Consider the following 25,695-nt stretch of genomic DNA (forward strand, 5'->3'; position numbering starts at 1 on the left):
GAGAGCATCAAGGATCAGTGGCCGTCGGCCGGCGGCGGGGCGTTCACCGGCGGGGCCTTGCAGAGCGGGACCATCACCAGGGCGGCGAGGAAGATCCACGCCATCAGGCGGAACACGTCATTGAAGGCGAGGGTCAGGGCCTGGCGGCCGACCAGGCGAGCGAATTCGCCCCGGGCGCCCAGCAGCGCCTGGCCGGGGTCGCCGCCGAACTGGGCTATGCGGGCGGCGAGCGCGGCCAGCACGTCCGGCGCATTGCGGCCGGCCTCGCCGAGCCCCTCGCCCAGCCGAGCCGCCTGGATGCGGGTATTGTCGGCCAGCCAGGTGTTGACCACGGCGATGCCGATCGCCCCGCCGAGGTTGCGCATCAGGTTGAACAGGCCCGAGGCGTAGCGCAGGTCGGGGCCTTCAAAGCCGGCCAGGGCCAGCTGAACGCTGGGCACGATGCACAGCATGATGGCGAAGCCGCGCAGCATCTGCGGGCCTATCAGATTGAAGAAGCCCCAGTCGGGGTTGAGGTGCGAAACCCACCACAGGCTGGCGGCGAACAGGGTGAGGCCGACGGTGATGACGATCCGCTGGTCGATCCGCTGAGAGGCGCGGGCGGCGATCACGGTCGAGAGCACCTGGGCGATGCCGGTGACAAACACGGTCGTGCCGATCTGCAGGCTGTCATAGCCGCGCACCCGACCGAGGAAGACCGGCAAAAGATAGGTCGCCGAATAGAGGCCGAAGCCGATGACGAGGTTGAAGACGCAGGCGAAGATGAAGTTCGGCTTGCGGAACGGTGTCAGGCGCACAATCGGCCCGCCGGAGCGGAACGAGCGCTCGAGGAACAGCACGAACCCGACGAAGGACAGCCAGGCGCCGGTGCGGATGGCCGGGTCGCCCAGCCAGTCGTTCTTGGGACCTTCCTCCAGCACATATTCCAAGCCGCCCAGGAACAGGGCCATGGCGCCGAGGTGGGCGTAGTCGATCTTCTTCAGCATCGAAAGGTTCGGCCGATCGACGCGGATTAGCAGGATCGAGGCGATGGTCACGGCGATGCCGGGCACGATGTTGACGTAGAAGATCGAGCGCCAGCCCACCGCGTCGGTCAGCCAGCCGCCGACCGTCGGCCCCAGGGTCGGAGCCAGCACCGAGACCATGCCGAGGATGGCCGGGATCATCGCCCGCTGCGGCCCTGAGAACAGGGAAAAGCCGGTGGCGAACACCGTCGGCACCATGGCCCCGCCGACGAAGCCCTGCAGCACCCGGAAAGCCACCATCGAGTGGATGTCCCAGGCCGCGCCGCAGAGCGCGCTGGAGATCGTGAACAGGCCGGCCGAGAGGGCGAACAGCCAGCGGGTCGAAAGCGCCTGGGCGAGGAAGGCCGAAAAGGGGATCATCACCAGCTCGGCCATCAGATAGCCGGTCTGCACCCAGCTGATCTCGTCCGGCCCGGCCGAGAGGCCCGCCTGCACGTCATTGAGCGAGGCGGCGACGATCTGGATGTCGATCAGGGCCATGAACTGGCCGAACGCCATCACCCCGAAGATCAGGAACTTGCGCGCGGTCGGCAGGGCCGCGGGGTCGAGCGGCAGCGGCGCGGCGCGGGCGGTTCTGGCCGCTTCCAGGGAAATGATGCTCATCTCGCCCTCTTGATATGATCAACGTAATATTATATGCATCATACAAACGGAGACCGCAAGCCATGCGCTACGACGCCGAGCACAAGCAGAAGACCCGTGAGCGGGTATTGAAGGAGGCGGCCAAGGCGATCCGCGCCGAGGGGCCGCACCAGGTGGGCGTCGCCCAGGTGATGGCCAAGGCCGGCCTGACCCACGGCGGCTTCTACGCTCACTTCTCTTCGAAGGAGGACCTGATCGCCGAAGCCATCGGGCAGATGTTCGTCGAGAGCGGCGAGAAGATGGCGGCTGAATATGCCGGCCGGACGCCCGCCGAGGCGCTGGTCGGCTATATCAATTTCTACCTGTCGCGCAGCCACCGCGACTCGCGCAGCGCCGGCTGCCCCCTGCCCTTCCTGGCGGCCGACGCTCCGCGCCTGGCCGAGCCGGCGCGTGAGCGCTTCGCCAAGGGCGTCGCCAGCCTCGAAGCCAAGCTGGCCGGCCAGCTGGCGGCGCTGGGCCATCCCAACGCGGAAGAAGAAGGCGCAGCGCTGCTGGCCCAGCTGGTCGGCGCAGTGTCGCTGGCGCGGGCCGAGCCTGACCCGGAACGCTCCGACCAGATTCTCGCCCGCTGCAGGGCGTCGGTGAAACGCCGCTTCGGCCTGGAGAACGTGAAATGAGCGACGGGAATCTCCCTCTGACCGAGCCGTTCGGCATGCGCCAGATGCAGACTGTGATGGCCGGCCGCGATCGGCCGCCGATGGTCGACACCCTGGATTTCGATCTGGTCGAGGTCGAGAAGGGCCGGGTGGTGTTCGAAGGAACGCCCAGCCGCCGGGTCTACAATCCCCTCGGCACGGTGCACGGCGGCTATGCCGCGACGCTGCTCGATTCCGCTACGGGCTGCGCGGTGCACACCCTGCTGAACGAAGGCCAGGGCTACACCACCCTCGAGCTCAAGGTCGCCTATCACAAGGCCATGACCGAACAGACCGGCCCCGTGCGGGCCGAGGGCAAGGTGGTCACCATGGGCCGCCGCGCCGCCTTCGCCGAGGCCCGGCTGACCGACGCCTCGGGCCGCCTCTACGCCACCGCCACCTCAACCCTTCTGGTGTTCGACAAATGACCGATACCGCCCTCCCCGGCGCGCCCATCGGCGTGCAAGCCCCTGCGCTGCCGCGCAAGCTGCCCTTTTCGCGCCGCACCCTGTTCTCAGTCGGCGCAGCGGCCGCGGTCGCGGTTGGCGGCGCCACATACATCGCCCTTCCGCCGGCCGCCGAGAGCACCGATGCGGCCTATGTGCAGGCCGACAGTTCGGTGGTGGCGCCCAAGGTGCGCGGCCTGATCGCCGAGGTGCTGGTGGACCACGACCAGCCGGTCAAGCGCGGCCAGCCCCTGGCTCGGATCGACCCCGAGGAGTTCGACGCCCGCGTCGCCTCGGCCGGCGCCGACCTGCTCAACGCCCAGGCGGCGGTGCAGGCGGCCAAGGCGGCCCTGGTCAGCCTGGACGCCCAGGAGCAGCTGGACCGCTCCAACGTCCGCGCAGCCCAGACCACCATCCGCGGCGCCGACGCCGTCAGCGACCGGGCCGAGGCCGACCGCAAGCGCTATGAAGCGCTGGTCGCCTCGGGCGCCGTGGCCCGGCGAGACGCCGACACCTACCGCGCCGCCGCCATCAACGCCGCGGCCGACGCCGACAAGAGCCGAGCGCTGTTGGATGTCAGCCGCAGCCAGGTCGCCGCCACCGAAGCCAAGCGCGCGACGCTCCTGGCCAACGAGGCCCAGGCCGAAGCCGCGGTGGCGCGGGCCCAGGCCGCCCTGACCCTGGCCCGCCAGGATCAGGACCATGCGGTGATCCGCGCGCCTGTCGATGGCGTGGTCGGCGACCGCCAGGTCGAGCCGGGCGACTATGTGCAGCCGGGCACGCGCCTACTGACCGTCGTGCCGCTGCGCGCCCTCTACCTCACCGCCAACTTCAAGGAGACCCAGGTCGCGCGCATGAGCGTCGGCCAGCCGGCGACGATCAAGGTCGACGCCCTGCCGGGCAAAACCCTGACCGGCGAGGTCGAGAGCCTGGCCCCCGGCTCCGGCTCGCAGTTTTCGCTGCTGCCGTTCGAGCCCGGCACGGGCAACTTCACCAAGATCGTGCAGCGAGTGCCGGTGCGCATCCGTCTCGATCCTGGCCAGGCAGGCCTGGACCGCCTGCGACCGGGCCTGTCGACCACCGTCAAGGTCCGCTTCGACCGCGCCGGCTGACCGCCTCCTCATCCCACTCGCAAAAGGCGTTCCCCATGCAAAGCGTGGACTTCTATTTCGATTTTCGCAGCCCCTACAGCTATTTGGCCAGCACCGAGCTGGGCGGGCTGAAGGCCAACATCCGTTATCAGCCGATGGATGTGCTGGCGGTGATGAAGCTGACCGGCAACAGCCCGACCACCTTCCAGTCGCCGGCCAAGGGCCGCTACGCGCGGGCGGATCTGGCCCGCTGGAGCGCGCGCTATGGCGTGCCCCTGCGGCCCAATCCGGCGATGAGCGAGATCAGTGGCCGACGGCTGCTGCGTGCGGCCCTGGCGGCGGCGGACGTCGCCCCGGCGGCGCAGGTGGCGGAAGCCCTGTTCCTGGCCATGTGGGCCGATCCGAGGCCCCTGGGCTCGGCCGCGGAGATCGCCGGCGTGCTCGCCGAGGCGGGGATCGATCCATCGGCCGTCGAACCCTTGATAGACGAACCGGCCCTGGACGAGGCGCTCGACCGCGCCGTTCGGGAGGCGGCGGATAAGGGCGTGTTTGGCGCCCCGACCTTTATCGCCGACGAGCAGATGTTCTTCGGCAACGACCGGCTGGATTTCCTCCGCCAGCATCTGGAGAGCGCACAATGAAGCCCCTGGCCCTCGTCACCGGCGTCGGCCCCGGAACCGGCTCGGCCACCGTCCGCCGGTTCGTCGCGGGCGGCTATCGCGTCGCCATGCTGGCCCGCAGCGCCGAGCGGCTCGAAGGCCTTGCGGCCGAGCTGCCCGACACCATCCCGGTCCCCTGCGACGTCGCCGACCCGGCTGGGCTGGCGGCGGCGCTGGACGCCCTGGAGGCCGAACACGGCAAGCCCAAGGTGGTCGTGCACAACGCCGTCGGCGGCGCCTTCGGCAATTTCCTGCAAATCGAGCCCGAGGTGCTGGAGGCCAATTTCCAGGTCAATGTCATGGCCCTGCTGCGCCTCGCCCGCCGCTATGCGGACGAGCTGGCCGCGGCGAATGGCGCCCTGGTTGTCACCGGCAACACCTCAGCCCAGCGCGGCAAAGCCCATTTCGCCGGCTTCGCCCCGACCAAGGCGGCCCAGCGGATCCTGGCCGAGTCTATCGCCCGCGAGATGGGACCCAAGGGCCTGCACGTGGCCTATCTGGTGATCGATGCGGTGATCGACGTGCCCTGGACCCGCCAGCGGATGCCCGACAAGCCGGACGACTTCTTTATCAAGCCCGCGGCCATCGCCGAGGAGGTGTTCCACCTGGCGCACCAGGACCGCTCGGCCTGGTCCTTTCTGGCCGAGGTGCGGCCGTTCGGCGAGACCTGGTGAGGCTCACACGGTCGGCAGGCTGACGCCGCCCTCGATGAACGCCGCCAGGATGGCGAAGTAGAGCTCGCTGCGAATACGATAGGCGTCCCGCGGACTGGCCACGTAGAAGTAGCTGTTGAGGTTGACCGTGCCGGCCGCGGCGAGCCCGTCGATATAGACGGCGGGCTCGGGCGTCTCCAGCACCTGGGGATGGGCCTTGCCAGCCTCGAGGATCAGCGCCTTGGCCTTGGGCGCCTCGGCTGCCTTGGCGATCGCCAGCGGCAGCTGGATGCGGCCGCGCGCCTCACCCAGGGTCTTGTTCTGCACCGCCTTGGTGATCAGGTCGGAATTGGGCACGATCACCGTCGAGCGGTCGAAGGCCTGGATTTCGGTCGCCCGCACGCGGATGCGCCGGATGTCCCCCTCGACGCCGCCAATATTGACCCAGTCGCCCACCTTGACCGGCCGCTCGACCAAGAGGATCACGCCGGAGACGAAGTTCTGCACGACCTGCTGCAGCCCGAAGCCTATGCCGACCGAAAGGGCGCTGGCGATCAGGGCGATCTGCTTGAAGCCGAGGCCGGTGGCGGCGAAGGCGCAGATGATGGCCAGGCAAACGCCCAGATAGCCGACCCCGGTGCTTACCGAATTGCGCAGGCCCGAATCCCAGTCGGTCACCGGCAGGTAGCGGCGAACCACCCAGGCCTGGACCAGATGCGCCAAGCCCACCCCGACCATCAGGGTGGCGAGACCGGCCGCGATCGCCGTCGGCGAAATGGTCACGCTTCCCAGGTGGACGCCGCCGCCCAGTTGGGCCAGGCGGGCGAACAGAAGCTCCCCGCTCTGCCCGAACGGTGTCAGGGCGAGGCTGGCCGCGCCGATGATGATCAGGAGCTGCAGTCCGGCGGAGAGCAAGAGGCCGATCTGGCCGATAGCCGAGGCGCGAAGGCTAAACAGGGCGAACAGCAGCCGCGCGCCGCGGCCATGCGGCTGGAACAGGCTGGCGCAGAGGTCGTCGACGAAGCGCAGCAGCAGGTAGGCCACGGCGCTGATCAGGCTGAGCCAGAAGATCTGGCCGGAGGTGAGGGCCGCAAGCGTGGTGTAGCCGGCAAACACCGCGCCCAGGGTGACGAGGATCACACCGGTCAGGATCAGCGACATCAGCGCCCAGGCCGAGGCGGCCTGGCTGGGCGCGGCGGGCTCGTCCGGCAGGGCGCGGCTGCGGCCAAAGCTGAACAGGATCAGGCCCGCCACGCCGGCATAGGCCAGGGACAGCACGCAGTTGGCGGCGATGGTCGCCGCGACGCTGGCGCCGATCACGTAGTTGAGCCGGGTCAGGAGCAGGCCGGCCGCCGCCACCAGGGCGACCACCATCAAGGGCGGCCCGATCCGGCGCGCCGCCGGATCCGGCAGGGCCAGGAGGCGCTGGCCAGGATCGGGGTCTATCGCCAGCACGCGGCCGAGCGCCAGCACCCCGCTGATCCAGGCCGCCGCGCCGACCGCGGCGCCGGCCATGGCGTCGGCCTTGGGCGACAGGAGCCCGCCCCACTGCGCGCCGAGATGCAGGCCGGCAACGGCAAGGGTCGGGGCGCCGGTGTCGATCGCCGCCACCCAGACCGCCGCTGCGGTGCGCGAGAAGCCGGGGTGGACGCTATCGCCGTTCTTGCGCCGACCCAGGCGACGCAACCAGACTCGCAAGGGAAAGGCGACCATGAGGGCGAACAGGAGCCCGGCGCCTAAGCCGATCAGGCCCTTGGGCTCGTCGGCCTCGATGGCGGCGCGCACAGCTTCGTCGGCCGCGGCGTCCAACCGGCCAAGATCGGCCCAGCCGGCCCCCGCAAGCGAATTCCAGAAGCTGGGCGAGACCGGCGAGTCGGTGCGTTGCAGCACCCGAGCGCTGAAACCGGCCCGGCGCCGCTCGGCGATCTGGTCATAGGTCGCGCCGGCGTCGGCGGCCAGGCCCTGGGCCTGTTGCACCTGGGCGACCAGGGCGGGGCGCTGGGCCAACAGGGGCGCGCGCTTTTGCTGCTCGGCCTTGGTCGGCGCGCGGCGCCCCTTGGGTCCGATCTGCGCCAGGCCGTGGTCGAGGGCGGCCAGGGCGTGCGCTCGCGCGGCGACCAGCGCCTGGGCCTGGCTCTCCAATCCTGCGGCCTGGGCGGCCATGGCCGCCAGCTGGTCGTCGCGCGAGGCGATCGGCAGGCGGTCGCGCAGATGCGCCAGGGTTTGGTGAGCGTTCCCGACGTCAAGCGGCTCTGAAGGCCCGGGCGCCGGCGCGGCCGCGCCCAGCATCACCAAGCAAACTCCCACAATCGCGAGCAGACCCGCCGGACTGCGCCTCATATCGCCGCTCCGCATGTCCCGAGCCCAAGGTCGAACACCTTGAAGCGGCAAAGGGTTGCGGCGCGGCGAGGCCTCGGGCCGTCAGGTCAGGTAGGAATGGACGATCGCCACCAGCTCCTCCGCGGCCTGAACGCGGGGGTCCGAGCGTGGGGCGTCAGGATCGACCAGGTGCTCGCGGATGTGGTCCTCAATGACCTCGCCGATGAAGCCGTCCAGGGCCCCACGGCAGGCGGTGGCCTGCTGCAGCACCCGGGCGCATTCGCTGTCGCTCTCCACCAGCCGCTCGATAGCGTCGATCTGGCCGCGCAGGCGCTTGAGGCGGTGCAGAAGCTTGGTCTTTTCGTTGGCGATGTGGGCCATGGGCGGGACTGCGTGATCCTGTGAGCCTTGTCCCCCTATAGGCTGGCCGCGCGCCAGGGGCCAGGGCGCCTCCACAGTCAAGCTTCCGGCTATGCCGGCGAAGATTTGTGGAATACGCTCCATGGCTGTGGCGGCCTTGAGAGCCGCGTGCAGCGCGGGGGCGCAGGAACCATGGCCAGCTTTTCGGTGTCGGACGCGGCTTTCGCGGGCTTCAAGTTGGTCAGGGAGCGGCCCAAGGCGTTCGGAGTCTGGGTCGCGGTCAACTGCGTGATCTCGGTCGGCTTTTCGCTGCTCACCTTCACGCAGATGGCGCCGGCCTTAGCGGCGCTGCAGACGACGGGCGCTTCCAAACCCGATCCGACGGCCAGCCTGCGGGCGCTGGGACATCTCGCACCGCTGTACGGGCTGATGATGCTGTTCACGCTCGCCTTCTATCCCGTCGTCTATGCGGCCATGGACCGGGCGGTTCTCAAGCCGGAAGACGACCGGTTCGGCTATCTGCGCTTCGGCGGGGACGAATTGCGCCAGTTCCTGCTGATGCTGCTCTATGTCGTGATCATGTTCGGCATCTACATAGCCGGCATTCTGGTCTTCGTCCTGATCGCTGCGATGACCGGGGTTGCGACCGCAGGCGCGGGCCAGGGCGGTGGCGCGATCCTGGCCGCTCTGGTCGGCATGCTGGACTTCTTCGCGGTTTTCGGCGGCCTGATCTTTGTCGCCGCACGGTTCAGCCTGGCCTCCCCCTTGACCTTCGACAAGCAGCAGGTGGACCTGTTCGGTTCATGGCGCCTGACCAAGGGCCGGGTGTGGCCGCTGATCGGCACAGCGCTTCTGGTGCTGGTCCTGACCATCATCCTCTATCTGGTGACCATGGTGCTGATCGGCGCGCTATCGTTGATCCCTGGCCTCAAGAGCAACTTCCTGCAGATGTATATCCGGCCGGACCCCAGCGTCCTCGCCGGCGGCGTGACGCCTGGCATGGTCGTTTCCTGGCTGGTTATGGCGGTGATGAACTCATTCCTGATCCCGCTGTGGCTGACGCCCCCAGCCGCCATCTATCGCAGCCTGACCGATGGCGCGCGGAGCAAGACCGTGGCCGAGGTGTTCGGCTGAGGCGGCCTATTTCGCCGGTTGCGGCGGCGGGCTGAGGAACGAGCCGGCCGCGCCGGGAAATTCGACCGGGCTCTCCCAGCCGTCCGGCGAGACCGCGGCGACGCCGAAGAACCAGTCGTCGATGATCACGTCCTTCAGCGTCGCCTCGGTTCCCGCCGCGACCGCCTTCGAGTGGCTCCAGCGCGGCTCGGTGGTGGCCCGCCACCAGACTCGATAGGCGCCCGCGCCTGGCGAAGCGCTCCAGGAAAGCTTGGTGTCGTCCGAGACCGCGCCGTCGATCTTCAGCCCTTCGGGCGGCGCCGGGGCCTGGGCCAAGGCGGCCAGGGTCACCGCGTCCAGCCGACCGACCTTGGCCAGGTAGGGGAAGTCGACCCCCGACAGCACGTCGCCATAGCGCAACCCGTTCTCGGTGCGGATGTCCTGGTGCTGCCGGTTGTAGTTCTCCCGCGTCTCTGTCACGCGCACCGCCGGATAGCCGGCCTCAAGCACCGGCACCTGGTCGCCGCCGCGCCCGTAGCGGTCCGTGCGATAGACCATGGTCACCGACAGGCCCTTCACATAGCGCGTCGCCAGCCCGTCCATGAAGCGGGCGAGGTTGCGCGAGGGCGAGTCGACCTCGCCGCCGTTGTAGCGCCGCTTGGCCGCCTGCTCCGGGGTCTCGACCGCCTTGGTCCCCTCCGAGAACACGCGCACGTGGGCGGCGTCGCGCACGCCGTTCAGCCCCTCGGTATTGCCGACGATGTCGTTGTTCAGGTCCGCCTCGACCCGCCAGCCGCGGCTCTTGGCATAGTCGGCCAAGATCTTGCCGCCATAGAGGCCCTGCTCCTCGCCCGACAGCACGGCGTAGACGATCGTGGCGCGGAACTTGTGGCGCGACAGCACCCGCGCGGCCTCCATCACCGCCGCCGTCCCCGAACCATCGTCATTGGCGCCCGGTGCGTCGGAGGTCGCGTTCATCGGGTCGCTGACCCGCGAATCCAAGTGACCGGCGATGATCACCACCCGGTCGGGGTCCTCGCTCCCGCGCTGGATGGCCAGCACGTCCATCACCTCGGTGGGATTTGGAACGCGGGTCCCGGTGACAGTCTGGGCCGGGGTCTGGATCTCCAGGCAGCCGCCGCAGTCCTTGGCCATCGCCTCGAAGCGGCTCTTCACCCAACGGCGGGCGGCGCCGATGCCGCGGGTGTCGGAACGGGTGTCGGACAGGGTGTGGCGCGTTCCGAAGCCGACCAGGGTGCCGATGGTCGCCTTCATCTGTGCAGGGCTGATCTCGCCTGCGATCTGATGCAGCAGGGGATGGTCGCCGGTCTCGGCGGCGCCGGCGGGCGCGGCGAGGGCCAGGACGGCGAGGGCGGGAGCGAAAATGCGGGGCTGGATCATGCTCCACGCTTAGCCGAGCCGGGCGCGCCGCGCCCGCAAAAAATCACACATTTCAAGGCGGTAACATCGCCTCCAGCATCTCCAGCCGGTCGGCCTCGGCGGCGGGCTTGTCCCAGCGGATGCGGTTGATGCGGGGAAAGCGCATGGCTACGCCGGACTTGTGCCGGGTCGAGCGCTGCAGGCCTTCGAAGGCGATCTCCAGCACCAGGCCGAAGCCGGCGTCGGCGCGGACCGCGCGCACCGGGCCGAAGCGCTCGACGGTATGCTCGCGCACGAAGCGGTCCAGGGCCAAGAGCTCCTCGTCGGTGAAGCCGAAATAGCTCTTGCCCACCGGGGTCAGCGCCTCGCCGCTCCAGACGCCGAAGGTGAAGTCGGAATAGTAGCTGGAGCGCTTGCCGTGGCCGCGCTGGGCGTACATCAGAACCGCGTCCACCAGGTGCGGGTCGCGTTTCCACTTGAACCAGGGCCCCTTGGGCCGGCCCGCCTCGTAGACCGAGCTGCGCCGCTTCAGCATCAGCCCCTCGGCGATCCGGGCCTCGCCCTCGGGCGGGTCGGCGCGCAGGGCGGCCAGGGTCTCCCAGCTGTCGAAGGGCTCGAGAGGCGAAAGGTCCAGCCGGTCGGAGCCGATCCGGTGGATCAGGGCTTCCAGCCTCATCCGCCGGTCCATGAACGGCAGGGCGCGCAGATCCTCCTCTCCCTCCGCCAGGAGGTCATAGGCGCGAACCCCTGCCGGATAGGCGCCCATCAGCTTCGCATCGACGCTCTTGCGGTTCAGCCGCTGCTGCAGGTCGCCGAAAGAGGCTGCACGGCCCTGGCGCATGACCAGCAGCTCGCCGTCGATCACTGCTTCGGTGTCCAGGAGCGCGACCACATCGGGGAAGGTCGCCGAAATGTCCTCGCCGGTGCGGGTGAACAGGCGCCGCACGCCCCCCTCCGAAACCGCCTGGATGCGGATGCCGTCCCACTTCCATTCGGCCACGTAGTCGGCGGGGTCCAGCTTGGGGAAATCCGCCGCTTCGTCGACCGGCTGGGCCAGCATCACGGGTCGGAAGCGGCCGGCGCCCTGCGGGTCCGGGCGTGGGCCGCGGCCTTCCAGCCAGGCGAACAGCGGCTCGTACGGCGGGGTCAGGGCGTGCCAGATCTCCTCGACCTCGCCGACCGGGACGCCGGCCATATCGGCGGCGGCCTGCTTGGCCAGCCGCGCCGAGACCCCGACGCGCAGGGCGCCGGTCATCAGCTTCAAGAGCGCCCAGCGGCCGTTGGCGTCCAGCCGGTCGAGCCAGGTCTCCAGGAGGCGCTGGACCTGGCTGCGCGAGGCGGCGCGCAGGGCCTCGACCACCTGGGACAAGCTCAACTCCTCAGCGCCGGCCTCCGTCGTGGGCCAGATCAGCGCCACGGTCTCGGCCAGGTCACCGACATAGTCGTAGGACAGGGCGAACAGGGCCGGATCTACCCGCGCCTCCACCGCCTTGCGGATGAAGGCCGGCTTGGCCGCCTCGAAGCTGAGGGCGCCGGTCAGGGCCGCCAGGCCCCAGCCGCGGTCGGGGTCCGGCGTGGTCTGCAGATAATCGCGCACCAGCACCAGCTTGGCGTGGCGCGAGGCGGTGAACGACAGCCGGTCCAAAAGCTCGGCGAAGGCGCGCATCAGCCGGCCTCGCCGCCTTCGTCGCCATAGCCGACCAGCTCCAGCGGCCGCGCGGCGATTTCGTTCAGCGCCGCCCAGCGCTCCAGTCCTTCCTCGCGCCCGTGGGTGATCCACAGCTCGCCGGGACGCAGCTCGGCTATGGTGTTCGTCAGCTCGTCCCAGTCCGCGTGGTCCGAGATCACCAGCGGCAGTTCGACGGCGCGCTGGCGGGCCCGGGCGCGCACCCGCATCCAGCCCGAAGCGAAGGCGGTCACCGGGTCGGCGAAGCGGCGGCTCCAGCGGTCGGCTATGGCCGAGGGCGGGGCGATGACGATCTCGCCCGCCAGGCCCATGCGGCCGGTCTCGGCCACCGGGACCAGCGGCCCAAGCTCGATCCCATGGCGGGCGTAGACGCCGTTGATCCCGGTCATGGCCCCGTGGACATAGACCGGCCGGTCGTGCCCCGCCTGACGCAGGCGCGCGATCAGCCGCTGGGCCTTGCCCAGGGCGTAGGCGCCGACCAGGTGGGCGCGTTCGGGGAACTGGGCCAGCGAGGCCAGGAGCTTGCCGATCTCCTCTCCGTCCGGAGGATGACGGAACACCGGCAGCCCGAAAGTCGCCTCGCTGATGAAGACGTCGCAGGGTGTGGGTTCGAAAGCGGCGCAGGTCGGGTCGGGGCGACGCTTGTAGTCGCCGGAGACGACGATGCTCATGCCCTTCCAGCGCACCACGGCCTGGGCCGAGCCTAGGATGTGGCCGGCGGGAACCAAGGTCACCTCGACCCCGTCGCGGGCGACCGGCGCGCCATAGTCGGCGGCCAGGGTCGTCTCGGCGAAGCCCTCGCCATAGCGCAGGCGCATGATGTCCAGGGTCGCGGCCGTGGCGACCACCAGGCCGTGGCCCGAGCGGGCGTGATCGGCGTGGCCGTGGGTGACCACCGCGCGGGCGACAGGCTGTGAGGGGTCGATGTAGAAGTCGCCGGGCGGGCAATAGAGACCCTCCCGCCGGGGGACCAGCAGGGCTTCGGGGCTCAGCGCCATATCAGCAGCTCGCTTGGCGTCACGCCGCAAGACATGGGCCAGTCCGGCGGCGGGCGCCAGAGGCGCGTGTCAGCAGTCTTACCCCGCCGGGCCGGCCAGATCCGTCCACTGGGCCGCCGGCCGGTTGACCACCTCGGCATGGCGGCGGTCGGAGGTGAAGCCGCCGACGCCATGGCTGCCGAGATCGTCCCAATGCCCCTCGCCGGCCTTGTGGGTGAACTGCTCGGCCACCATCCAGGCTTTCACGGGCCGCAGGGTCCCGAGACAGCCACCGATCAGGGCCGGCATGACCAGGGCGAACTGCAGCCAGACCGGCGGGTCATAGACCACCGCCGCCCACAGCCAGACCCCGATCACCAAGAGGCTGACCCCGGTGGTGACGAAGAAGGCGGGGCCGTCGGCCGGGTCGGCGAAGCCGTAGTCCAGGCCGCAATGGTCGCAGGCCTTGGCCAGCTTCAGATAGCCGGCGAACAGGCGGCCCTCGCCGCAGCGCGGGCAGCGGCAGCGCAGGCCCGCGGAGAGGGAGGTGGGGGAGTCGAAGCCGTTGGACATGGCGCAGGCCCTTCCATACAATGAAAAATTGTACGCATACAATATTTTGTGATTGTATGTTTTTGTGTGGAGAAATGCAAGGCCATGCCCCTGGACGCCGCCTCGCTGCGCTGGCTGAAGCGCCTGACCCGCGACGGCCGACCTCTGTACCTGGCCATAGCCGAGGCGCTGGAGGCGGCGGTGCGCGAGGGCGAGTTGCAGCCCGGCGACCAGTTGCCGCCGCAGCGGGCGGTGGCCGAGGCCCTGGGCATCGATTTCACCACCGTCACCCGGGCCTATGGCGCGGCGCGTGCCCGCGGGCTTCTGGAAGGCGCGGTCGGCCGCGGCACCTTCGTCCGCGGCCGGGCGGCCGAGGACGAGGCGGGGCTAGTGGACCTCAGCATGAACCTGCCGCCGCCGCCGGACGGAATATCCCTGGGTGCGCAGTTGCGGGCGGGGGTCGACGCCATACTGGCGCGAACCGACGCGGCGACCTTGATGGCCTATCACCCGGGCGCCGGGACCCTGGGCCAGAAGGCGGCCGGGGCGGCCTGGCTGGCGCCGGTTCTGGGCGATGTTCCGCCCGAGCGGCTGATGGTGGCGCCGGGCGCGCAGACGGCCCTGGCGGCGGCGCTGCAGGCCCTCGCCCGGCCGGGGGACGCCCTGATCGTCGAGCCTCTGACCTATCCGGGCCTGATCGCCATCGCCGGGCGCTACGGTCTGCGCATGATCCCCTGCCCGGTCGATGACGAAGGCTTCCAGCCCGAGGCCCTGGCGCGGCTATGCGCGGACGAACGAGCGACCGCGATCTATCTGGTCCCCACCACCCAGAACCCGACCTGCGCCACCATGGGCCTGGCCCGCCGGCGCGAAATCGCCGCCATAGCCGAGGCGGCCGGCGCCTGGCTGTTCGAGGACGACCCCTATAGCCGCCTGTTCGACGCCCCGGCCCCCGCCCTGGCCGGCCTGGCGCCGACACGTGGCGTCTATATCGCCACCCTCTCCAAGTGCCTGACGCCGGGCCTGCGCATCGCCTATCTGATGGCGCCCGCAGGCGAAGCGTCCGAGCGCTGCGCCGAGAGCCTGAGGGCGCTCGGGCTGATGGCGCCACCCCTGATGGCCGCCCTGGCCACCGCCTGGATCCGCGAAGGAACCGCCGAAGCCATCCTGGCCGGCGTGCGGCGCGAGGCCCGCGCGCGCCGGGCGATCGCCCGCGAGACTTTGCCCCGGGCCCGCGGCGCCGACGAGGCCCTGCATGTCTGGCTGGACCTGCCCGCAGGAACCGATTCCGGCCAACTCAGGCTGATGGCGCAGCAACGGGGTCTGGCCCTGGTCACCGCAGAGGCCTTCTCCGCCGGCCCGGGCCATCCGAACGGCGTGCGCGTCTCCCTGGGCGGCCCGGCCAAGCGGGCCGTGCTGGCCCAGTCGCTGCAGACCCTGGCCGGCCTGGTGGGTCGGGGGCCGGCGGCGCGGCCGATGGTGGTCTGACCTACCCCTTGATGAAGTCCAGCAAGTCGGCGTTGATCATTTCCGCATGGGTCGTACACATCCCGTGCGGCAAGCCCGGATAGACCTTCAGCGTCGCATGGCGCACCAGCTTGGCGGACAACAGCGCCGAATCCTCGATCGGCACGATCTGGTCGTCGTCGCCGTGCAGGATCAGCACCGGGCAGTCGATGGCCTTCAGGTCCTCGGTGAAATCGGTCTCGGAAAAGGCCTTGATACAGTCATACTGCGCCTTGATCCCGCCGATCATGCCCTGGCGCCACCAGTTGCCGATCACCCCTTGCGAGACCTTGGCCCCCGGGCGGTTGAAGCCATAGAACGGCCCCTCGGGCACATCGCGGTAAAACTGGGCCCGGTTGGCGGCCAGGGCGGCGCGGAATCCGTCGAACACCGCCATCGGCAGGCCGCCAGGATTGGACTCGGTCTTCAGCATGATCGGCGGCACCGCCCCGATCAGCACCGCCTTGGCCACCCGCCCGTCGCCGTACCGCGCCACATAACGGGCGACCTCGCCGCCGCCGGTGGAGTGACCGATGTGGATGGCGTCGCGCAGGCCGAGATGCGTCGCCAGCGCCGCGACATCGGCGGCGTAGGTGTCCATGTCGTTGCCGTTGTTGGTCTGGGTCGATCGCCCATGACCGCGGCGGTCGTGGGCGATCACCCGATAGCCATGGTTCAGGAAGAACATCATCTGGGCGTCCCAGTCGTCGCCGCACAGCGGCCAGCCGTGATGGAACACGATCGGCTGCCCCGATCCCCAGTCCTTGTAGAAGATCTCGGTTCCGTCCTTGGTCGTCACATGGGGCATGGCGAAGTCCTCGAGAGGGGTTGCGGGCCGCGGCTGCAGGACGCCGGCCGAAATCCATTTCATCAACGGCTCTAGCTAGGCCCTGGAGCGCGACAGGGTCATGACGAAAGCGGCGCGAGTCGCGTCCAGCCGACCGAAGCGCCAATACCGTGGCGCCGGTCGCTCAGGGATCGGTCAATCGGAAGACGCCCCCCTTGGTCTTCGGGCCGCCTCGCCGCTAGACTTCCACCGAAGCCAGAAGGCCCGTAGCCAGATGCCGAACGCTTTCCTCGTCCAGCTGTTCCAGCACAAGGCCTGGTGCGGTCGGCGTCTGGTCGAGACCCTGCGCGCCGCGCCGGGCGATGTCGACCGGACGCAGATGGCGGTCATGCTGTTCACCTTCGACCACACGGCGATCGTCGACCAGATCTTCAAGGCGCGGCTTGTGGGCGAAGAGCCCGGTTTCAGCGGCGTGGTCGCCAGCCGCCGGCCGGATCTCGACACCCTGGCCCAGACCCTCGCCGAGACCGACGCCTGGTATGTCGACTATGCCGGGCGGGTGACGGCTGCAGAACTGGACGAGACCCTAGAATTCACCTTCGTCTCAGACGGCCAGGCCGGCCGGATGACCCGCAGCGAGATCCTGGCGCACGTGCTGACGCACAGCGCCTCTCACCGCGGCGCCGTCGGCAAGATGCTGGAAAACCTTGGCCTGTCCGGCGCGCCGGACATGGTGACGACCTTCGTGCGGGAGGTGCGGGAGGGGATGGCCGACGGGCCGACCCGCAGCGGAAACGCCAGCAAGGAGGGGATATCGTGACGCCAGGCGATCGGAACGAGGTGATCCACCTGTGGCCCGCCGGCCCGCCGCGAACCATCGAGGGCGCGCCGCCCGAAAGCACCTTCCAGCCCCCGGTCGGCGTGGCGGCCGGCACGGTTATGCTGCGCAACGTCTCCAAGCCGACCCTGACCGTCTATCGCCCGGAGCCGGGCAAGGCAAACGGCTCGGCCGTGGTCGTCTGTCCCGGCGGCGGCTGGCGCATCCTGGCCTGGAAACACGAGGGAACCGACGTCGCCGAATGGTTCGCGCAACGCGGCTACACCGCCTTCCTTCTGAAATACCGTGTCTCGCCCACAGCGGCGGACCCGGCCGCCTTCGCCGCCCAGATGGCCCAGACCGACGGCCTGCTGGCCGAGCCGCTGACCGCGGCCAAGGCGCCGACGGCGATCGAGCAGATCGTGCGCGACGAGAAGCTGCGCTATGCCCGCGAAGTCGCTGCGGACGACGGCCGCCGCGCCCTTGCGATCGTGCGCGAGCGCGCCGCCGAATACGGCTTGGACCCCGACCGGGTGGGCATGATCGGCTTTTCCGCCGGCGCCTTCCTGGTCGTGGACGTGGCGATTGACCCGCAAGGCCCGCCACCGGCCTTCCTGGCGCCGATCTATGGCGGCGAGACGCGCGGGCGCCCCGTGCCGGCCGACGCCCCGCCCCTGTTCACCGTCATCGCCCACGACGACCGGCTGCTGTTCCACATGGTCGAGGGGCTCTATCTGGACTGGTCGGCGGCCGACCGCTCGTGCGAACTGCATATCTTCGCCCGCGGCGCGCACGGCTTCGGCATGGTGCGCCAGGGCCTGCCCTCCGACCGCTGGATCGACCTCCTGGGCGGCTGGCTGGCGGACAAGGGCTTCGGCTAGGAAGGGCGTCGGCGAACGCTGGGCCCATCAAAACAAACCGTCTTGATTGTTTATTCTTGTCGCCTATGGTCGGGGCAGGGAGGCTCAGACCATGGCGTTCGAAGGCAGCGATGGCGACCGCTTGGCGATCCGCGAGCGGATCGAGGCCTATAGCGACGCCGTCTTTCGGCGCGACGCCGACGCCTGGATCGGCAATTGGGCGGAGGGCTCGACCTGGAGCCTGCCCGGGATCGAGGTCTCTGGCCGCGACAACATCAAGGCGGCCTGGCAGGCCGCTATGGCGAGCTTCCCGCTCGCGGCGCTGTTCGTCCAGGTCGGATCGATCGCCGTGGAAGGCGACGCCGCCGCGGCGAGGACCTACACGCAAGAAGTCCTGACCGACCCGAACGGCGCCGTGCGTCGCATCGTCGGCGCCTACGACGACGAGCTGGTGAAACAGGATGGCCGTTGGCTGTTCCGCCGGCGCGAATACCGGATCCTGCACGACACGGCCGAGGGCTGACCTGATGCGCATTGTCATATCCGGCGAGATCGACCTGGAGCCCGGAGCCCGCGAACGCGCCCTGACGGGCGCCCGCGAGCTGATCCAGGCGGCGCTCGCAGAAAAGGGCTGCGTGCACTACGCCTGGACCGCAGATATCAATCGTCCGGGCCGAGTGCACGTTTTCGAAGAGTGGGAATCCGAGCCCGATCTCGCCGCCCACCTGGCCGGCAAGCCCTATCAGGGCATGCTGGCGCATCTGTCCGGCTGCGGCCTGATCGGGGCGGTCACGCGCAAATACCGGGTCGATCACGTCGAACCCGTTTACGACCCCGAGGGCCGACCGCGCGCCGACTTCTTTACCGGCTAAGCTTCGAGGATAGCCACGGCCGACAGGCCGGGCGCGCCGTAGACCTGGCTGTAACCGAAGCGCGGCGCCTCGACCTGGCGACCGGCGGCCCGGCCGCGCAGCTGCTGCACATTCTCATAGACCTGGCGCAGGCCAGAGGCGCCGATCGGTTCGCCGCAGGCCAGGCATCCACCATCGGTGTTGATCGGCAAGCGCCCGCCGAGGCGGGTTTCGCCGTTCCGGATCAGCCGCTCCTGTTCACCGTCGGCGCAGAGGCCGTTCTCGGCCATGTGCATCACCTCGGCCCCGCTCTCGGTATCCTGGATCTGGGCGACGCTGATGTCCGCCGGGCCGACCCCGGCCATTTCATAGGCGGCTTTCGAGGCGAGTTCGGTTGGCGAGGGCCCCCGCTCGATGTCCAGCGACGGCGAGAACACTTCGAACGAGCCGTTCACCCGGGTGCGCACCGCCGCGCCGCGCAGCTTCGGCCCGGAAAGGCCCAGCTCGCGCATCTTGCGGTCCGAGGCCAGGATCAGCGCCGCCCCGCCTTCGGCCGGCGAGCAGAACATGAACTTGGTCAGGGGATCGGAGACCATCTGGCTGGTCAGGATGGTCTCGGCGTCCACCGGCTGCTTGCGCCAGGAATGGGGGGCCTTGGCCCCGTTCTCGAACGCCTTCTCGGCCACCAGGGCCAGGGTCATCGGGCTGACCCCGTGCAGCGCCATGTAGCGGGTGATCTTGTTGGCGAAAAACTGGGTCGTCAGCATCAGGCCGGTTTCGCCGTACCAGTCCGGCAGCCCCCAGTCGGCGGGCGAGGGATTGAACGCGCCCCTGGGATGCTTGTCGAAGCCCAGCACGACACCGAGGTCGAACTCGCCCGACTTGATCGCCCAGTAGCCCGACAGGAGCGCCGAACCGCCGGTGGCGCAGCCGTTGGCGACATTGATGAACTGCACCCCGGTCAGGCCCAGCCGCGGCAGGGCGGCGTCGGCGTTGCCGGCGGCGGAGGAGCCGCCGAAGGCGAACTGCATCTGCGTCCAGTCGACACCCGCGTCGGCCAGCGCCTCGCGCACGGCGAAGACACCCTGGTCGAGGCCCGACTTGTCATCATGGCGGCCGAAGGGATGGATGCCGGCGCCGACGATATGGACGTGGGTCATGTCTGGGCTCCGGCTTCAGGCGGCTGGACGAAAGGCGTAGGTCAGGACATCGGAGCCGTCCGCGGCCTTGCGGAACGGTGTCAGCACCAGATCCATCGGCTGGCCGATTCTGAGGCTCGTGAAGTCGTCGGTCAGCAGACGGGCCTCCACGATCACCTCGCCCGGCAGCTCGACATAGCCGAGCGCGAAGGGCTTGAAGCTGCGCTCGTCGTCGTCGCCCGCGTAGGGCGGCGACTTGGGACGAAAGCGCTGCACCGTGAAGGACCAGAGCGCTCCCCGCGGAGACAGCTCCACAGGTTCGTAGAGTGCGCCTTCAGCGCCGGTGGGCATCGGGAATACGATCCGGTCGTCATCCTTGCGCCGACCGCCGATCAGGCGGGGCGCCTCGCCCATAGTGAAAAGGCCATTGGCGATCGCTACGGCGCCCATGCTTTTGTCCTCTCCGACGCCGGTTTTCTGACGCCCGGCTTGCCTGAGGACCATAGCCGACCGTATAAAAAAGTCAGCTTTGTTTTATACAGTCCGGTCAGATTGTTTTGGTCGCCCGATAAGAGGCGAAACCCGAGGGAGTGGATTTTCATGGTGGACGCCGCTGAGCTGGGCTCGCTGGGGGACGTGGTCAGGGCGCAGGCGCGTGCGCGCGGCGAGGCTGTCGCCTTTTCCTTCGAAGGCCGCAACACGAGCTTCGCCGAATTCGACCGGCATACCAATCAGGTCGCCAATGGCCTGACCGCGCTGGGCGTAGGGAACGGCGACCGAATCGCCTATCTGGGCAAGAACACCGACCGCTATTTCGAGGCCCTGTTCGGCGCTGCCAAGGCCGGCGCGATCATGGCTCCGATCAACTGGCGACTGGCGCCGCCCGAGGTCCGCTATATCGTCGGCGACGCCGCCGCCAAGGTGCTGTTCGTCGGCCCGGAGTTCATCGACCAGGCGCGCGAACTGCTGCCAGAGCTGTCCACCGTGCGCCATGTGATCGCCGTCGAAGGCGGCGCGCCGGACTGGCCCGACTTCCAGACCTGGCGCGACAGCCAGCCAGACGCCGATCCCGCGGTTCGCGTGGACTACGAGGACATCGCGATCCAGCTCTACACCTCCGGCACCACAGGCCATCCCAAGGGCGCGATGCTCTCCCACCGCGCCCTGCTCAAGCCCAGGGCCGCGCAGCTGGCCGCCGACACCGCCTGGAACCGCTGGAGCGCGGACGACGTCTCGCTGGTGGCCATGCCCGTCTTCCACATCGGCGGCACCGGCTGGGGCATCATGGGCCTCTACAACGGGGCCAAGGGAGTGATCGCGCGGGAATTCGATCCCATGCGCGTGCTCGACTTCATCGAGAACGACCGCATCTCCAAGATGTTCATGGTGCCGGCGGCGATGCAGATCGTGGTCCGCCAGCCGCGGGCGCGCGAGGTCGACTTCTCGTGCCTGAAATACCTGCTCTACGGCGCCTCGCCGATCCCGCTCGACCTGCTGAAGGAGTGCATGGAGGTGTTCGGCTGCGGCTTCGTGCAGATGTATGGCATGACCGAGACCACCGGCACCATCGTGGCCCTGCCGCCAGAGGATCACGACCCCAAGGGCAATCCGCGCATGCGCTCGGCCGGCAAGCCCTTGCCCGGGGTCGAGATCGCGATCCTCAGCGAGGACGGCCGCCGGCTCGGACCGCACGAGGTCGGCGAGATCGCCACCCGCTCGGCCGCCAATATGAGCGGCTACTGGAACCTGCCTGACGCCACCGCCAGGACCATCGACAGCGAGGGCTGGCTGCGCACCGGCGACGCCGGCTATCTGGACGAAGACGGCTATGTCTACATCCACGACCGGGTGAAGGACATGATCATCTCCGGCGGAGAGAACGTCTATCCGGCCGAGGTGGAGAACGCCATCTTCGGCCATCCGGCGGTGGCCGACGTGGCGGTGATCGGGGTGCCGGACGAGCGCTGGGGCGAAGCGGTCAAGGCGGTGGTGGTGAGAAAGCCGGGCGCCGATCCGAGCCCGACCGAGATCATCGCCTGGGCCCGCGAGCGCATCGCCGGCTACAAGGCGCCCAAGAGCATCGACTTTATCGACGCCCTGCCCCGCAACCCGTCCGGCAAGATCCTTCGGCGCGAGTTGCGCGAGCCCTACTGGGCCGGGATCGAGCGGCGGGTGAACTGAGACCAAAAGGTCTCAGATCTCGATCCGCCTCAGCCGGACCGGGATCGCACTCATGCGCGGAATGCCGGAATAGGGATCGAAGTCGCGGTCCACCGGAGTCAGGCGTCCTGTATTGGCGCCGGCGATGCGTGGGTCGTCGTCCTCGCCCGGCGCCGCGCCCCAGGCGTGGGTCATGGCCAGGCAGCCGCGGCGGACATCCGGCGCGGGCTCGACCACCCCGCGGATGGCGGCGTAGGCGCTTTCGATCTCGACAATGTCGCCGGCGGCGAGGCCCAGGGCGGCCATGTCCTCGGGGTGGATGTAAGCGGGATTGGTGGCCTGCGCCCGCTTCAGGCTGTCCATCTCATGCCAGCACGAGTTCAGGACGTCGCGTAGCCGACGCGAGATCAGGCGATAGGGGAACGGGTCATCGGCCGGCGCTTCGGCGGCGATCGCGGCCAGTTCGTCCATCATGGGCGCGGCGCCGATCTGCAGCCGTCCAGTCCAACCCTCCGGCTTCTTCGCCACCAGGGTCCGCGGGCGCTCGAACAGGCGCCCCTCGGTGGCCCGGCGGACGTCCTCGAAGGGAACGGGCGCGCCCTTCAGCAGCATGGCCCAGACCCTCTCGCTGTCGAGAGGCTCGCCGGGCGCCACCGTGGTCGCCTGGGCTGCGGCCTCTGCAGGGTCCAGCAAGCTCACCGAAGCTATGGTCAGGGGCTTGCCCAGGCGGGCCGCCAGGCCGTGGAAGACTTCCCACTCCTCAAGCACGTCCGAGCCCTCAGGCGACGCCATCAGGGGTTCGGCCCACTGGGCGTAGGGTCGCTGGAAGCCCCAGCCTGGCCCGAAGTTACCCAGCATCTCATTGAGCGCGGTCGGCGAGCAGACCTCGAGCGGAAGCGTCGGGGCGACCACGTAGTGGGCCAGCTTGCCCGTCGCCGACAGGTGCGGGTCGAAGGTGACGAGCAGATCCAGCGCCTTCATCGCCTCCACGGTGCGGAACTGGTCGGGCCAGGCCAGCACCGGATTGCCGCCGAGCACGAACAGCGCCCTCACCTGCCCCTCGCCGGGCGTCAGGATCTCTTCGGCCAGGCCGGCGGTCGGCAGGCCCGCAGCGCATTGGGCGAGGCCGCGAACCCGCAGCCTTTCGCCAAGGTCCCAGGCCTTGGCAGGGCCGGGCGAGGCGGCGATGGCCGGCGCGGGTTTGATCAGGACGCCAGGATTGGCGACTTCCTCGCCGGCCCGGCGCCAGAAGCCCTTCAAGGTCATCAGGGTCTTGACTAGGTACTCGGTCAGATTGCCTCGGCCGGCCATGTTCGGCCCGGTGCCGGCGCTGAACGCCCCGCGGCGGGCCTCGCCGATGATCAGCGCCGCGCGCCGGATAGCATCCGGATCGACATCGGCGCGCGCTGCGGCGAACTCCGGGGTGAAGGGCGAAAGCTGCTCCGAGAGCCGCTGCAGCCCATCAGCCTCGGCCTCCACGAAGTCCCGGTCGAAGCGGCCGGAGGCGATCAGTTCCCGCGCGATGGCCGCCAGGACCGCAGGGTCCTCCCCTGGCCTCACCGCCAAGTGAACATCGGCCTGGGCGGCGCAGTCGGTGCGGCGAGGGTCGATCACCACCAGCTTCATCCCGCGTTGACGGGCCTGGTGCAGCTGGCGGGCCGGGTTCATGCCGAGCCCGCCGTTCATCGAGACGATCGGGTTGGAGCCCACCAGGGTCAGCACGTCCCAGTGCTCGATGGTCGGCGTCCCGGCCAGCCAGGCGCCGTGCAGCATCAGCGAGATCGCCTTGCCCGGCTGGTCGATCGTCACGCTGGTGAAGCTCATCGGCGAGCCGATCGCTTTCAGGAAGGCGTTCGCAAAGGCCGAACTGGCGAAATTGTTGTAGCCGTGGGTGCCGATATAGAGCGCCACCGACCGCGGACCGTGGCGCGCGACCAGATCGCCGACCCGCGCCGCGATCTCGTCCATCATCGCCTGCGAACCGATCGGGGCGAAGCCGCCGTCGTCCTGTCGCTTCAGCGACTTCAACAGGCGCGATGGCGCGGTGTGATAGGCGGCGAGCTCACGCCCCTTGATGCAGGAAAAGCCATGATAGATCGGATTGTCCTTATCGCCGTAGAGCTTGGCTGGGACTCCATCCTTCATCTCCACCACCAGGGCGCATTGGGCGTGGCAGGCGCGGCAGATGGTGTGGCTGCACTCAAGGTCGAGCTTCATGCGCGCGCCTCCGCTGCGGCCCAGCGGATCGCGTTTTCGATCAGCCGGCGATAGTTCGGGTCGGCGTAGGTCGATGGGCCGTCGCCGGGTTGCAGATAGACCAAGGGGCTGTTCCGCGCCCGCTTGGTCCAGCCTACCAGGTTCGATCCGTCCGCATGCGCCCAGCCCTCGTTGGAGAACATGCGCCCAGCCACGGCCTGGCTCGCCGAATAGAAGCCGTCACGGGTGAAGGCGTGACCTGAGCGCAGGAGCGGGGTCACCAGGTCCTCGAACACCTCGAACAAATAGAGTTCGTCGGTCAGCGCGAAGCTCTGCGGCAGGCCGGACACGACGGGATGGCCGGGATCGGCGAATTCGACCGTGTGCACGACGTCGTGCCGATAGCCGGAATCGGGCCTGAGGCTCCCGAGCAGCGGCCCCGGCTTGTAGAGAAACCGGCCGCCGAGGAGTTCGGCGTATTCGGGCCAGGCCGGCCAGCCCGCAATCGCATGGTGCAGGGCGACGACGCCAATCCCCCGGTCCAGCAGGGCCAGGAACCCGGCCTTGAAGGCCTCGTCGGGCTCGACATAGGCCGGCCGGTCCGCGGCGCCGAAGTCCAGGCCCGGCATGTCGTAGAGCACCAGGGCGTCGAAGCCCTTCATGCCGTCCGGGTTCATCAGCCGTGCGGCCAGCGGCTGCTCGACCAGGGTGCAGGCGACGCCAGGCAGATCGTCGAACATCGCCATGAACGGGTCGCGCTGGTACGGGTGGCCCTTGGCGGCCACCATCACGTTCAGCGGCTGGCCATAGCGCACCACAGGCATGGCTGCGGCCTCACGCGATCTTCAAGAGCTGCTTGCCGAAATTCTCGCCGGCGAACAGCCGCATCAGGGTGCGCGGGGCGTTCTCCAGACCGTGCTGGACGTCCTCCTTGTAGCGCAGGCGCCCCTGCCGAATCCAACCGGCGATCCGCTCGCGGGCCCAGGGATATTCCGACGCATAGTCGAGGACGATGAAGCCCTCCATGTGCGCGCGCTTGAAGATCAGGTTGAAGTAGTTCTCCGGCCCCGCCGGCATCTTGCCGAGCTCGTAGCGCGAGATGCCGCCGCAGACCACGACCCGGGCATGCAGGGCCAGCTGGGCCAGCAGGTCGTTGAAGATGGAGCCGCCGACATTGTCCCACAGGATGTCGACGCCCTGGGGCGCCAGGTCCTTCAGCTGCTGGCGCACGCTCCCGGCCTTGTAGTCGACCGCCGCATCGAAGCCGAGTTCGTCCACCAGCCAGCGGCACTTGGCTTCGCCGCCGGCGACGCCGATGACGCGGCAGCCCGCAAGCTTGCCGATCTGCCCGACCACAGAGCCGGTGGCGCCCGCCGCGCCCGTCACCACCAGAGTGTCGCCGGGAAAGGGCTTGCCGATCTTGTTCAGGCCGAAGAAGGCGGTCATGCCGGTGGTGCCGAGCACACCGAGATTGGCGGTCAGCAGTTCGTCGCCAGGGACCCTGGTCAAGTCCTTGGCCGGCAAGGTCGCATAGTCCTGCCAGCCCAGCATGCCGGTCACCTTGTCGCCGACAGCGAGTCCCGGGGCGTTCGACGCGACCACTTCGCCCACGCCCGAGCCGCGCATCACCTCGCCGATCTCGGTCGGGGCGACATAGCCGCCGATGTTCTCCATCCAGCCCTTTTGCGCAGGGTCGAAGCTGAGCGCGAGGGTGCGGACCAGCGCCTCGCCCGGCGCCGGCTCACGCGGGGCCGTCTCCACCCATTTGAAGTCGTCGTCCTGCAGCGGGCGGCCGTTGGGGCGGCCGTTGATCAGCCACTGTCGATTGACGGGGGACATG

At 69.2% G+C, this 25,695-nt stretch carries 25 protein-coding genes; 12 read left to right on the forward strand and 13 right to left on the reverse strand.

The features are described from left to right. Positions 1-14: 14 nt before the first annotated feature. Positions 15-1,628, reverse strand: a complete 1,614-nt coding sequence (locus KCG34_RS11800) for a DHA2 family efflux MFS transporter permease subunit (RefSeq protein ID WP_211940540.1) — start codon at positions 1,626-1,628, stop codon at positions 15-17. A 62-nt stretch (positions 1,629-1,690) separates the two neighbouring features. On the opposite strand from KCG34_RS11800, the gene KCG34_RS11805 reads away from it, so the two are divergent. The 5 genes from KCG34_RS11805 to KCG34_RS11825 are packed head-to-tail and all read left to right on the forward strand — an operon-like array spanning position 1,691 to position 5,172. Further along, positions 1,691-2,284: a TetR/AcrR family transcriptional regulator gene (locus tag KCG34_RS11805; protein ID WP_211940541.1), complete on the forward strand. Its 594-nt coding sequence runs from the start codon at positions 1,691-1,693 to the stop codon at positions 2,282-2,284. Continuing rightward, the gene (locus tag KCG34_RS11810) at positions 2,281-2,730 is read left to right on the forward strand and encodes a PaaI family thioesterase (RefSeq protein ID WP_211940542.1); all 450 of its coding nucleotides are present in this window, start codon (positions 2,281-2,283) and stop codon (positions 2,728-2,730) included. The genes KCG34_RS11805 and KCG34_RS11810 overlap by 4 nt, the downstream gene beginning before the upstream one ends. Beyond that, positions 2,727-3,860 carry an HlyD family secretion protein gene (locus tag KCG34_RS11815; RefSeq protein WP_211940543.1) on the forward strand — a complete coding sequence of 378 codons (1,134 nt, stop codon included), beginning with the start codon at positions 2,727-2,729 and terminating at the stop codon, positions 3,858-3,860. The genes KCG34_RS11810 and KCG34_RS11815 overlap by 4 nt, the downstream gene beginning before the upstream one ends. A gap of 35 nt (positions 3,861-3,895) precedes the next feature. Beyond that, on the forward strand, positions 3,896-4,480 hold the full coding sequence (locus KCG34_RS11820; protein WP_211940544.1) for a 2-hydroxychromene-2-carboxylate isomerase: 585 nt from the start codon (positions 3,896-3,898) through the stop codon (positions 4,478-4,480). Beyond that, positions 4,477-5,172, forward strand: a complete 696-nt coding sequence (locus KCG34_RS11825; protein WP_211940545.1) for an SDR family NAD(P)-dependent oxidoreductase — start codon at positions 4,477-4,479, stop codon at positions 5,170-5,172. Before KCG34_RS11820 ends, KCG34_RS11825 begins: the two co-directional genes overlap by 4 nt. A 3-nt stretch (positions 5,173-5,175) precedes the next feature. Here KCG34_RS11825 and KCG34_RS11830 read toward each other — a convergent pair whose 3' ends face one another. After that, positions 5,176-7,440: a DUF3772 domain-containing protein gene (locus tag KCG34_RS11830; RefSeq protein ID WP_249138338.1), complete on the reverse strand. Its 2,265-nt coding sequence runs from the start codon at positions 7,438-7,440 to the stop codon at positions 5,176-5,178. 132 nt (positions 7,441-7,572) lie between these two features. After that, positions 7,573-7,851: a metal/formaldehyde-sensitive transcriptional repressor gene (locus tag KCG34_RS11835; RefSeq protein WP_211940547.1), complete on the reverse strand. Its 279-nt coding sequence runs from the start codon at positions 7,849-7,851 to the stop codon at positions 7,573-7,575. A 171-nt stretch (positions 7,852-8,022) separates the two neighbouring features. On the opposite strand from KCG34_RS11835, the gene KCG34_RS11840 reads away from it, so the two are divergent. After that, positions 8,023-8,964, forward strand: a complete 942-nt coding sequence (locus tag KCG34_RS11840) for a hypothetical protein (RefSeq protein ID WP_211940548.1) — start codon at positions 8,023-8,025, stop codon at positions 8,962-8,964. A gap of 6 nt (positions 8,965-8,970) precedes the next feature. Here KCG34_RS11840 and KCG34_RS11845 read toward each other — a convergent pair whose 3' ends face one another. The 4 genes from KCG34_RS11845 to KCG34_RS11860 all read right to left on the reverse strand — a co-directional run bounded on the left by KCG34_RS11845 (position 8,971) and on the right by KCG34_RS11860 (position 13,560). Further along, the gene (locus KCG34_RS11845; RefSeq protein WP_211940549.1) at positions 8,971-10,344 is read right to left on the reverse strand and encodes a M28 family peptidase; all 1,374 of its coding nucleotides are present in this window, start codon (positions 10,342-10,344) and stop codon (positions 8,971-8,973) included. Positions 10,345-10,396: 52 nt separating this feature from the next. Next, entirely contained in the window at positions 10,397-11,989 is a 1,593-nt protein-coding gene (locus KCG34_RS11850; RefSeq protein WP_211940550.1) for a cisplatin damage response ATP-dependent DNA ligase, read from the reverse strand. After that, positions 11,989-13,008: a ligase-associated DNA damage response exonuclease gene (locus KCG34_RS11855; protein ID WP_211940551.1), complete on the reverse strand. Its 1,020-nt coding sequence runs from the start codon at positions 13,006-13,008 to the stop codon at positions 11,989-11,991. The genes KCG34_RS11850 and KCG34_RS11855 overlap by 1 nt, the downstream gene beginning before the upstream one ends. 78 nt (positions 13,009-13,086) lie before the next feature. After that, complete coding sequence (locus KCG34_RS11860) at positions 13,087-13,560, reverse strand: DUF983 domain-containing protein (protein ID WP_211940552.1); 474 nt, start codon at positions 13,558-13,560, stop codon at positions 13,087-13,089. A gap of 84 nt (positions 13,561-13,644) precedes the next feature. Here KCG34_RS11860 and KCG34_RS11865 point away from each other — a divergent pair, with 84 nt between their 5' ends. Then, entirely contained in the window at positions 13,645-15,027 is a 1,383-nt protein-coding gene (locus KCG34_RS11865) for an aminotransferase-like domain-containing protein (RefSeq protein ID WP_211940553.1), read from the forward strand. A gap of 1 nt (position 15,028) precedes the next feature. On the opposite strand, the gene KCG34_RS11870 is transcribed toward KCG34_RS11865, so the two are convergent. Continuing rightward, the gene (locus tag KCG34_RS11870; protein ID WP_211940807.1) at positions 15,029-15,853 is read right to left on the reverse strand and encodes an alpha/beta fold hydrolase; all 825 of its coding nucleotides are present in this window, start codon (positions 15,851-15,853) and stop codon (positions 15,029-15,031) included. A gap of 253 nt (positions 15,854-16,106) precedes the next feature. Between KCG34_RS11870 and KCG34_RS11875 the strand changes: the two genes are divergently transcribed. The 4 genes from KCG34_RS11875 to KCG34_RS11890 all read left to right on the forward strand — a co-directional run bounded on the left by KCG34_RS11875 (position 16,107) and on the right by KCG34_RS11890 (position 18,381). Continuing rightward, positions 16,107-16,652, forward strand: coding sequence for a DinB family protein (locus KCG34_RS11875; RefSeq protein WP_211940554.1), 546 nt, complete (start codon positions 16,107-16,109; stop codon positions 16,650-16,652). Continuing rightward, entirely contained in the window at positions 16,649-17,530 is an 882-nt protein-coding gene (locus KCG34_RS11880; RefSeq protein WP_211940555.1) for an alpha/beta hydrolase, read from the forward strand. The genes KCG34_RS11875 and KCG34_RS11880 overlap by 4 nt, the downstream gene beginning before the upstream one ends. Positions 17,531-17,621: 91 nt before the next feature. After that, positions 17,622-18,032: a nuclear transport factor 2 family protein gene (locus tag KCG34_RS11885; RefSeq protein WP_211940556.1), complete on the forward strand. Its 411-nt coding sequence runs from the start codon at positions 17,622-17,624 to the stop codon at positions 18,030-18,032. Between the two features lie 4 nt (positions 18,033-18,036). Further along, a complete protein-coding gene (locus KCG34_RS11890; RefSeq protein WP_211940557.1) occupies positions 18,037-18,381 on the forward strand; it encodes a putative quinol monooxygenase in 345 nt (114 codons plus the stop codon). Here the strand turns inward: KCG34_RS11890 and KCG34_RS11895 are convergent. Both KCG34_RS11895 and KCG34_RS11900 read right to left on the reverse strand, forming a co-directional pair. Further along, entirely contained in the window at positions 18,378-19,520 is a 1,143-nt protein-coding gene (locus KCG34_RS11895) for a thiolase family protein (protein ID WP_211940558.1), read from the reverse strand. The two genes, KCG34_RS11890 and KCG34_RS11895, sit on opposite strands and share 4 nt — an antisense overlap. A 15-nt stretch (positions 19,521-19,535) precedes the next feature. Continuing rightward, a complete protein-coding gene (locus KCG34_RS11900; RefSeq protein ID WP_211940559.1) occupies positions 19,536-19,949 on the reverse strand; it encodes a Zn-ribbon domain-containing OB-fold protein in 414 nt (137 codons plus the stop codon). 150 nt (positions 19,950-20,099) lie between these two features. Between KCG34_RS11900 and KCG34_RS11905 the strand changes: the two genes are divergently transcribed. After that, positions 20,100-21,680: a fatty acid--CoA ligase gene (locus KCG34_RS11905; protein WP_211940560.1), complete on the forward strand. Its 1,581-nt coding sequence runs from the start codon at positions 20,100-20,102 to the stop codon at positions 21,678-21,680. 12 nt (positions 21,681-21,692) lie between these two features. Here KCG34_RS11905 and KCG34_RS11910 read toward each other — a convergent pair whose 3' ends face one another. Genes KCG34_RS11910 through KCG34_RS11920 form a run of 3 tightly spaced genes read right to left on the reverse strand, consistent with a single transcriptional unit; the run spans position 21,693 to position 25,694 of the window. Then, complete coding sequence (locus tag KCG34_RS11910) at positions 21,693-23,876, reverse strand: molybdopterin-containing oxidoreductase family protein (protein ID WP_211940561.1); 2,184 nt, start codon at positions 23,874-23,876, stop codon at positions 21,693-21,695. After that, positions 23,873-24,679 (reverse strand): ThuA domain-containing protein, encoded by an 807-nt coding sequence (locus KCG34_RS11915; RefSeq protein ID WP_211940562.1) that lies wholly within the window; start codon positions 24,677-24,679, stop codon positions 23,873-23,875. Before KCG34_RS11915 ends, KCG34_RS11910 begins: the two co-directional genes overlap by 4 nt. A gap of 10 nt (positions 24,680-24,689) precedes the next feature. Then, positions 24,690-25,694, reverse strand: a complete 1,005-nt coding sequence (locus KCG34_RS11920) for an NADP-dependent oxidoreductase (RefSeq protein WP_211940563.1) — start codon at positions 25,692-25,694, stop codon at positions 24,690-24,692. Position 25,695: the final 1 nt, after the last annotated feature.

This window comes from Phenylobacterium montanum (assembly GCF_018135625.1).
Taxonomy (GTDB): domain Bacteria; phylum Pseudomonadota; class Alphaproteobacteria; order Caulobacterales; family Caulobacteraceae; genus Poindextera; species Poindextera montana.

What these genes read in the sequence shown, in the direction of transcription:
- KCG34_RS11855 (WP_211940551.1), bottom strand. Translation starts at nt 13,008, where the DNA reads ATGGCGCTGAGCCCCGAAGCCCTGCTGGTCCCCCGGCGGGAGGGTCTC.
- KCG34_RS11800 (WP_211940540.1), bottom strand. Translation starts at nt 1,628, where the DNA reads ATGAGCATCATTTCCCTGGAAGCGGCCAGAACCGCCCGCGCCGCGCCG.
- KCG34_RS11810 (WP_211940542.1), top strand. Translation starts at nt 2,281, where the DNA reads ATGAGCGACGGGAATCTCCCTCTGACCGAGCCGTTCGGCATGCGCCAG.
- KCG34_RS11920 (WP_211940563.1), bottom strand. Translation starts at nt 25,694, where the DNA reads ATGTCCCCCGTCAATCGACAGTGGCTGATCAACGGCCGCCCCAACGGC.
- KCG34_RS11905 (WP_211940560.1), top strand. Translation starts at nt 20,100, where the DNA reads ATGGTGGACGCCGCTGAGCTGGGCTCGCTGGGGGACGTGGTCAGGGCG.
- KCG34_RS11840 (WP_211940548.1), top strand. Translation starts at nt 8,023, where the DNA reads ATGGCCAGCTTTTCGGTGTCGGACGCGGCTTTCGCGGGCTTCAAGTTG.
- KCG34_RS11860 (WP_211940552.1), bottom strand. Translation starts at nt 13,560, where the DNA reads ATGTCCAACGGCTTCGACTCCCCCACCTCCCTCTCCGCGGGCCTGCGC.
- KCG34_RS11915 (WP_211940562.1), bottom strand. Translation starts at nt 24,679, where the DNA reads ATGCCTGTGGTGCGCTATGGCCAGCCGCTGAACGTGATGGTGGCCGCC.
- KCG34_RS11895 (WP_211940558.1), bottom strand. Translation starts at nt 19,520, where the DNA reads ATGACCCACGTCCATATCGTCGGCGCCGGCATCCATCCCTTCGGCCGC.
- KCG34_RS11850 (WP_211940550.1), bottom strand. Translation starts at nt 11,989, where the DNA reads ATGCGCGCCTTCGCCGAGCTTTTGGACCGGCTGTCGTTCACCGCCTCG.
- KCG34_RS11910 (WP_211940561.1), bottom strand. Translation starts at nt 23,876, where the DNA reads ATGAAGCTCGACCTTGAGTGCAGCCACACCATCTGCCGCGCCTGCCAC.
- KCG34_RS11885 (WP_211940556.1), top strand. Translation starts at nt 17,622, where the DNA reads ATGGCGTTCGAAGGCAGCGATGGCGACCGCTTGGCGATCCGCGAGCGG.
- KCG34_RS11845 (WP_211940549.1), bottom strand. Translation starts at nt 10,344, where the DNA reads ATGATCCAGCCCCGCATTTTCGCTCCCGCCCTCGCCGTCCTGGCCCTC.
- KCG34_RS11805 (WP_211940541.1), top strand. Translation starts at nt 1,691, where the DNA reads ATGCGCTACGACGCCGAGCACAAGCAGAAGACCCGTGAGCGGGTATTG.
- KCG34_RS11900 (WP_211940559.1), bottom strand. Translation starts at nt 19,949, where the DNA reads ATGGGCGCCGTAGCGATCGCCAATGGCCTTTTCACTATGGGCGAGGCG.
- KCG34_RS11890 (WP_211940557.1), top strand. Translation starts at nt 18,037, where the DNA reads ATGCGCATTGTCATATCCGGCGAGATCGACCTGGAGCCCGGAGCCCGC.
- KCG34_RS11870 (WP_211940807.1), bottom strand. Translation starts at nt 15,853, where the DNA reads ATGCCCCATGTGACGACCAAGGACGGAACCGAGATCTTCTACAAGGAC.
- KCG34_RS11875 (WP_211940554.1), top strand. Translation starts at nt 16,107, where the DNA reads ATGCCGAACGCTTTCCTCGTCCAGCTGTTCCAGCACAAGGCCTGGTGC.
- KCG34_RS11830 (WP_249138338.1), bottom strand. Translation starts at nt 7,440, where the DNA reads ATGCTGGGCGCGGCCGCGCCGGCGCCCGGGCCTTCAGAGCCGCTTGAC.
- KCG34_RS11865 (WP_211940553.1), top strand. Translation starts at nt 13,645, where the DNA reads ATGCCCCTGGACGCCGCCTCGCTGCGCTGGCTGAAGCGCCTGACCCGC.
- KCG34_RS11825 (WP_211940545.1), top strand. Translation starts at nt 4,477, where the DNA reads ATGAAGCCCCTGGCCCTCGTCACCGGCGTCGGCCCCGGAACCGGCTCG.
- KCG34_RS11835 (WP_211940547.1), bottom strand. Translation starts at nt 7,851, where the DNA reads ATGGCCCACATCGCCAACGAAAAGACCAAGCTTCTGCACCGCCTCAAG.
- KCG34_RS11815 (WP_211940543.1), top strand. Translation starts at nt 2,727, where the DNA reads ATGACCGATACCGCCCTCCCCGGCGCGCCCATCGGCGTGCAAGCCCCT.
- KCG34_RS11820 (WP_211940544.1), top strand. Translation starts at nt 3,896, where the DNA reads ATGCAAAGCGTGGACTTCTATTTCGATTTTCGCAGCCCCTACAGCTAT.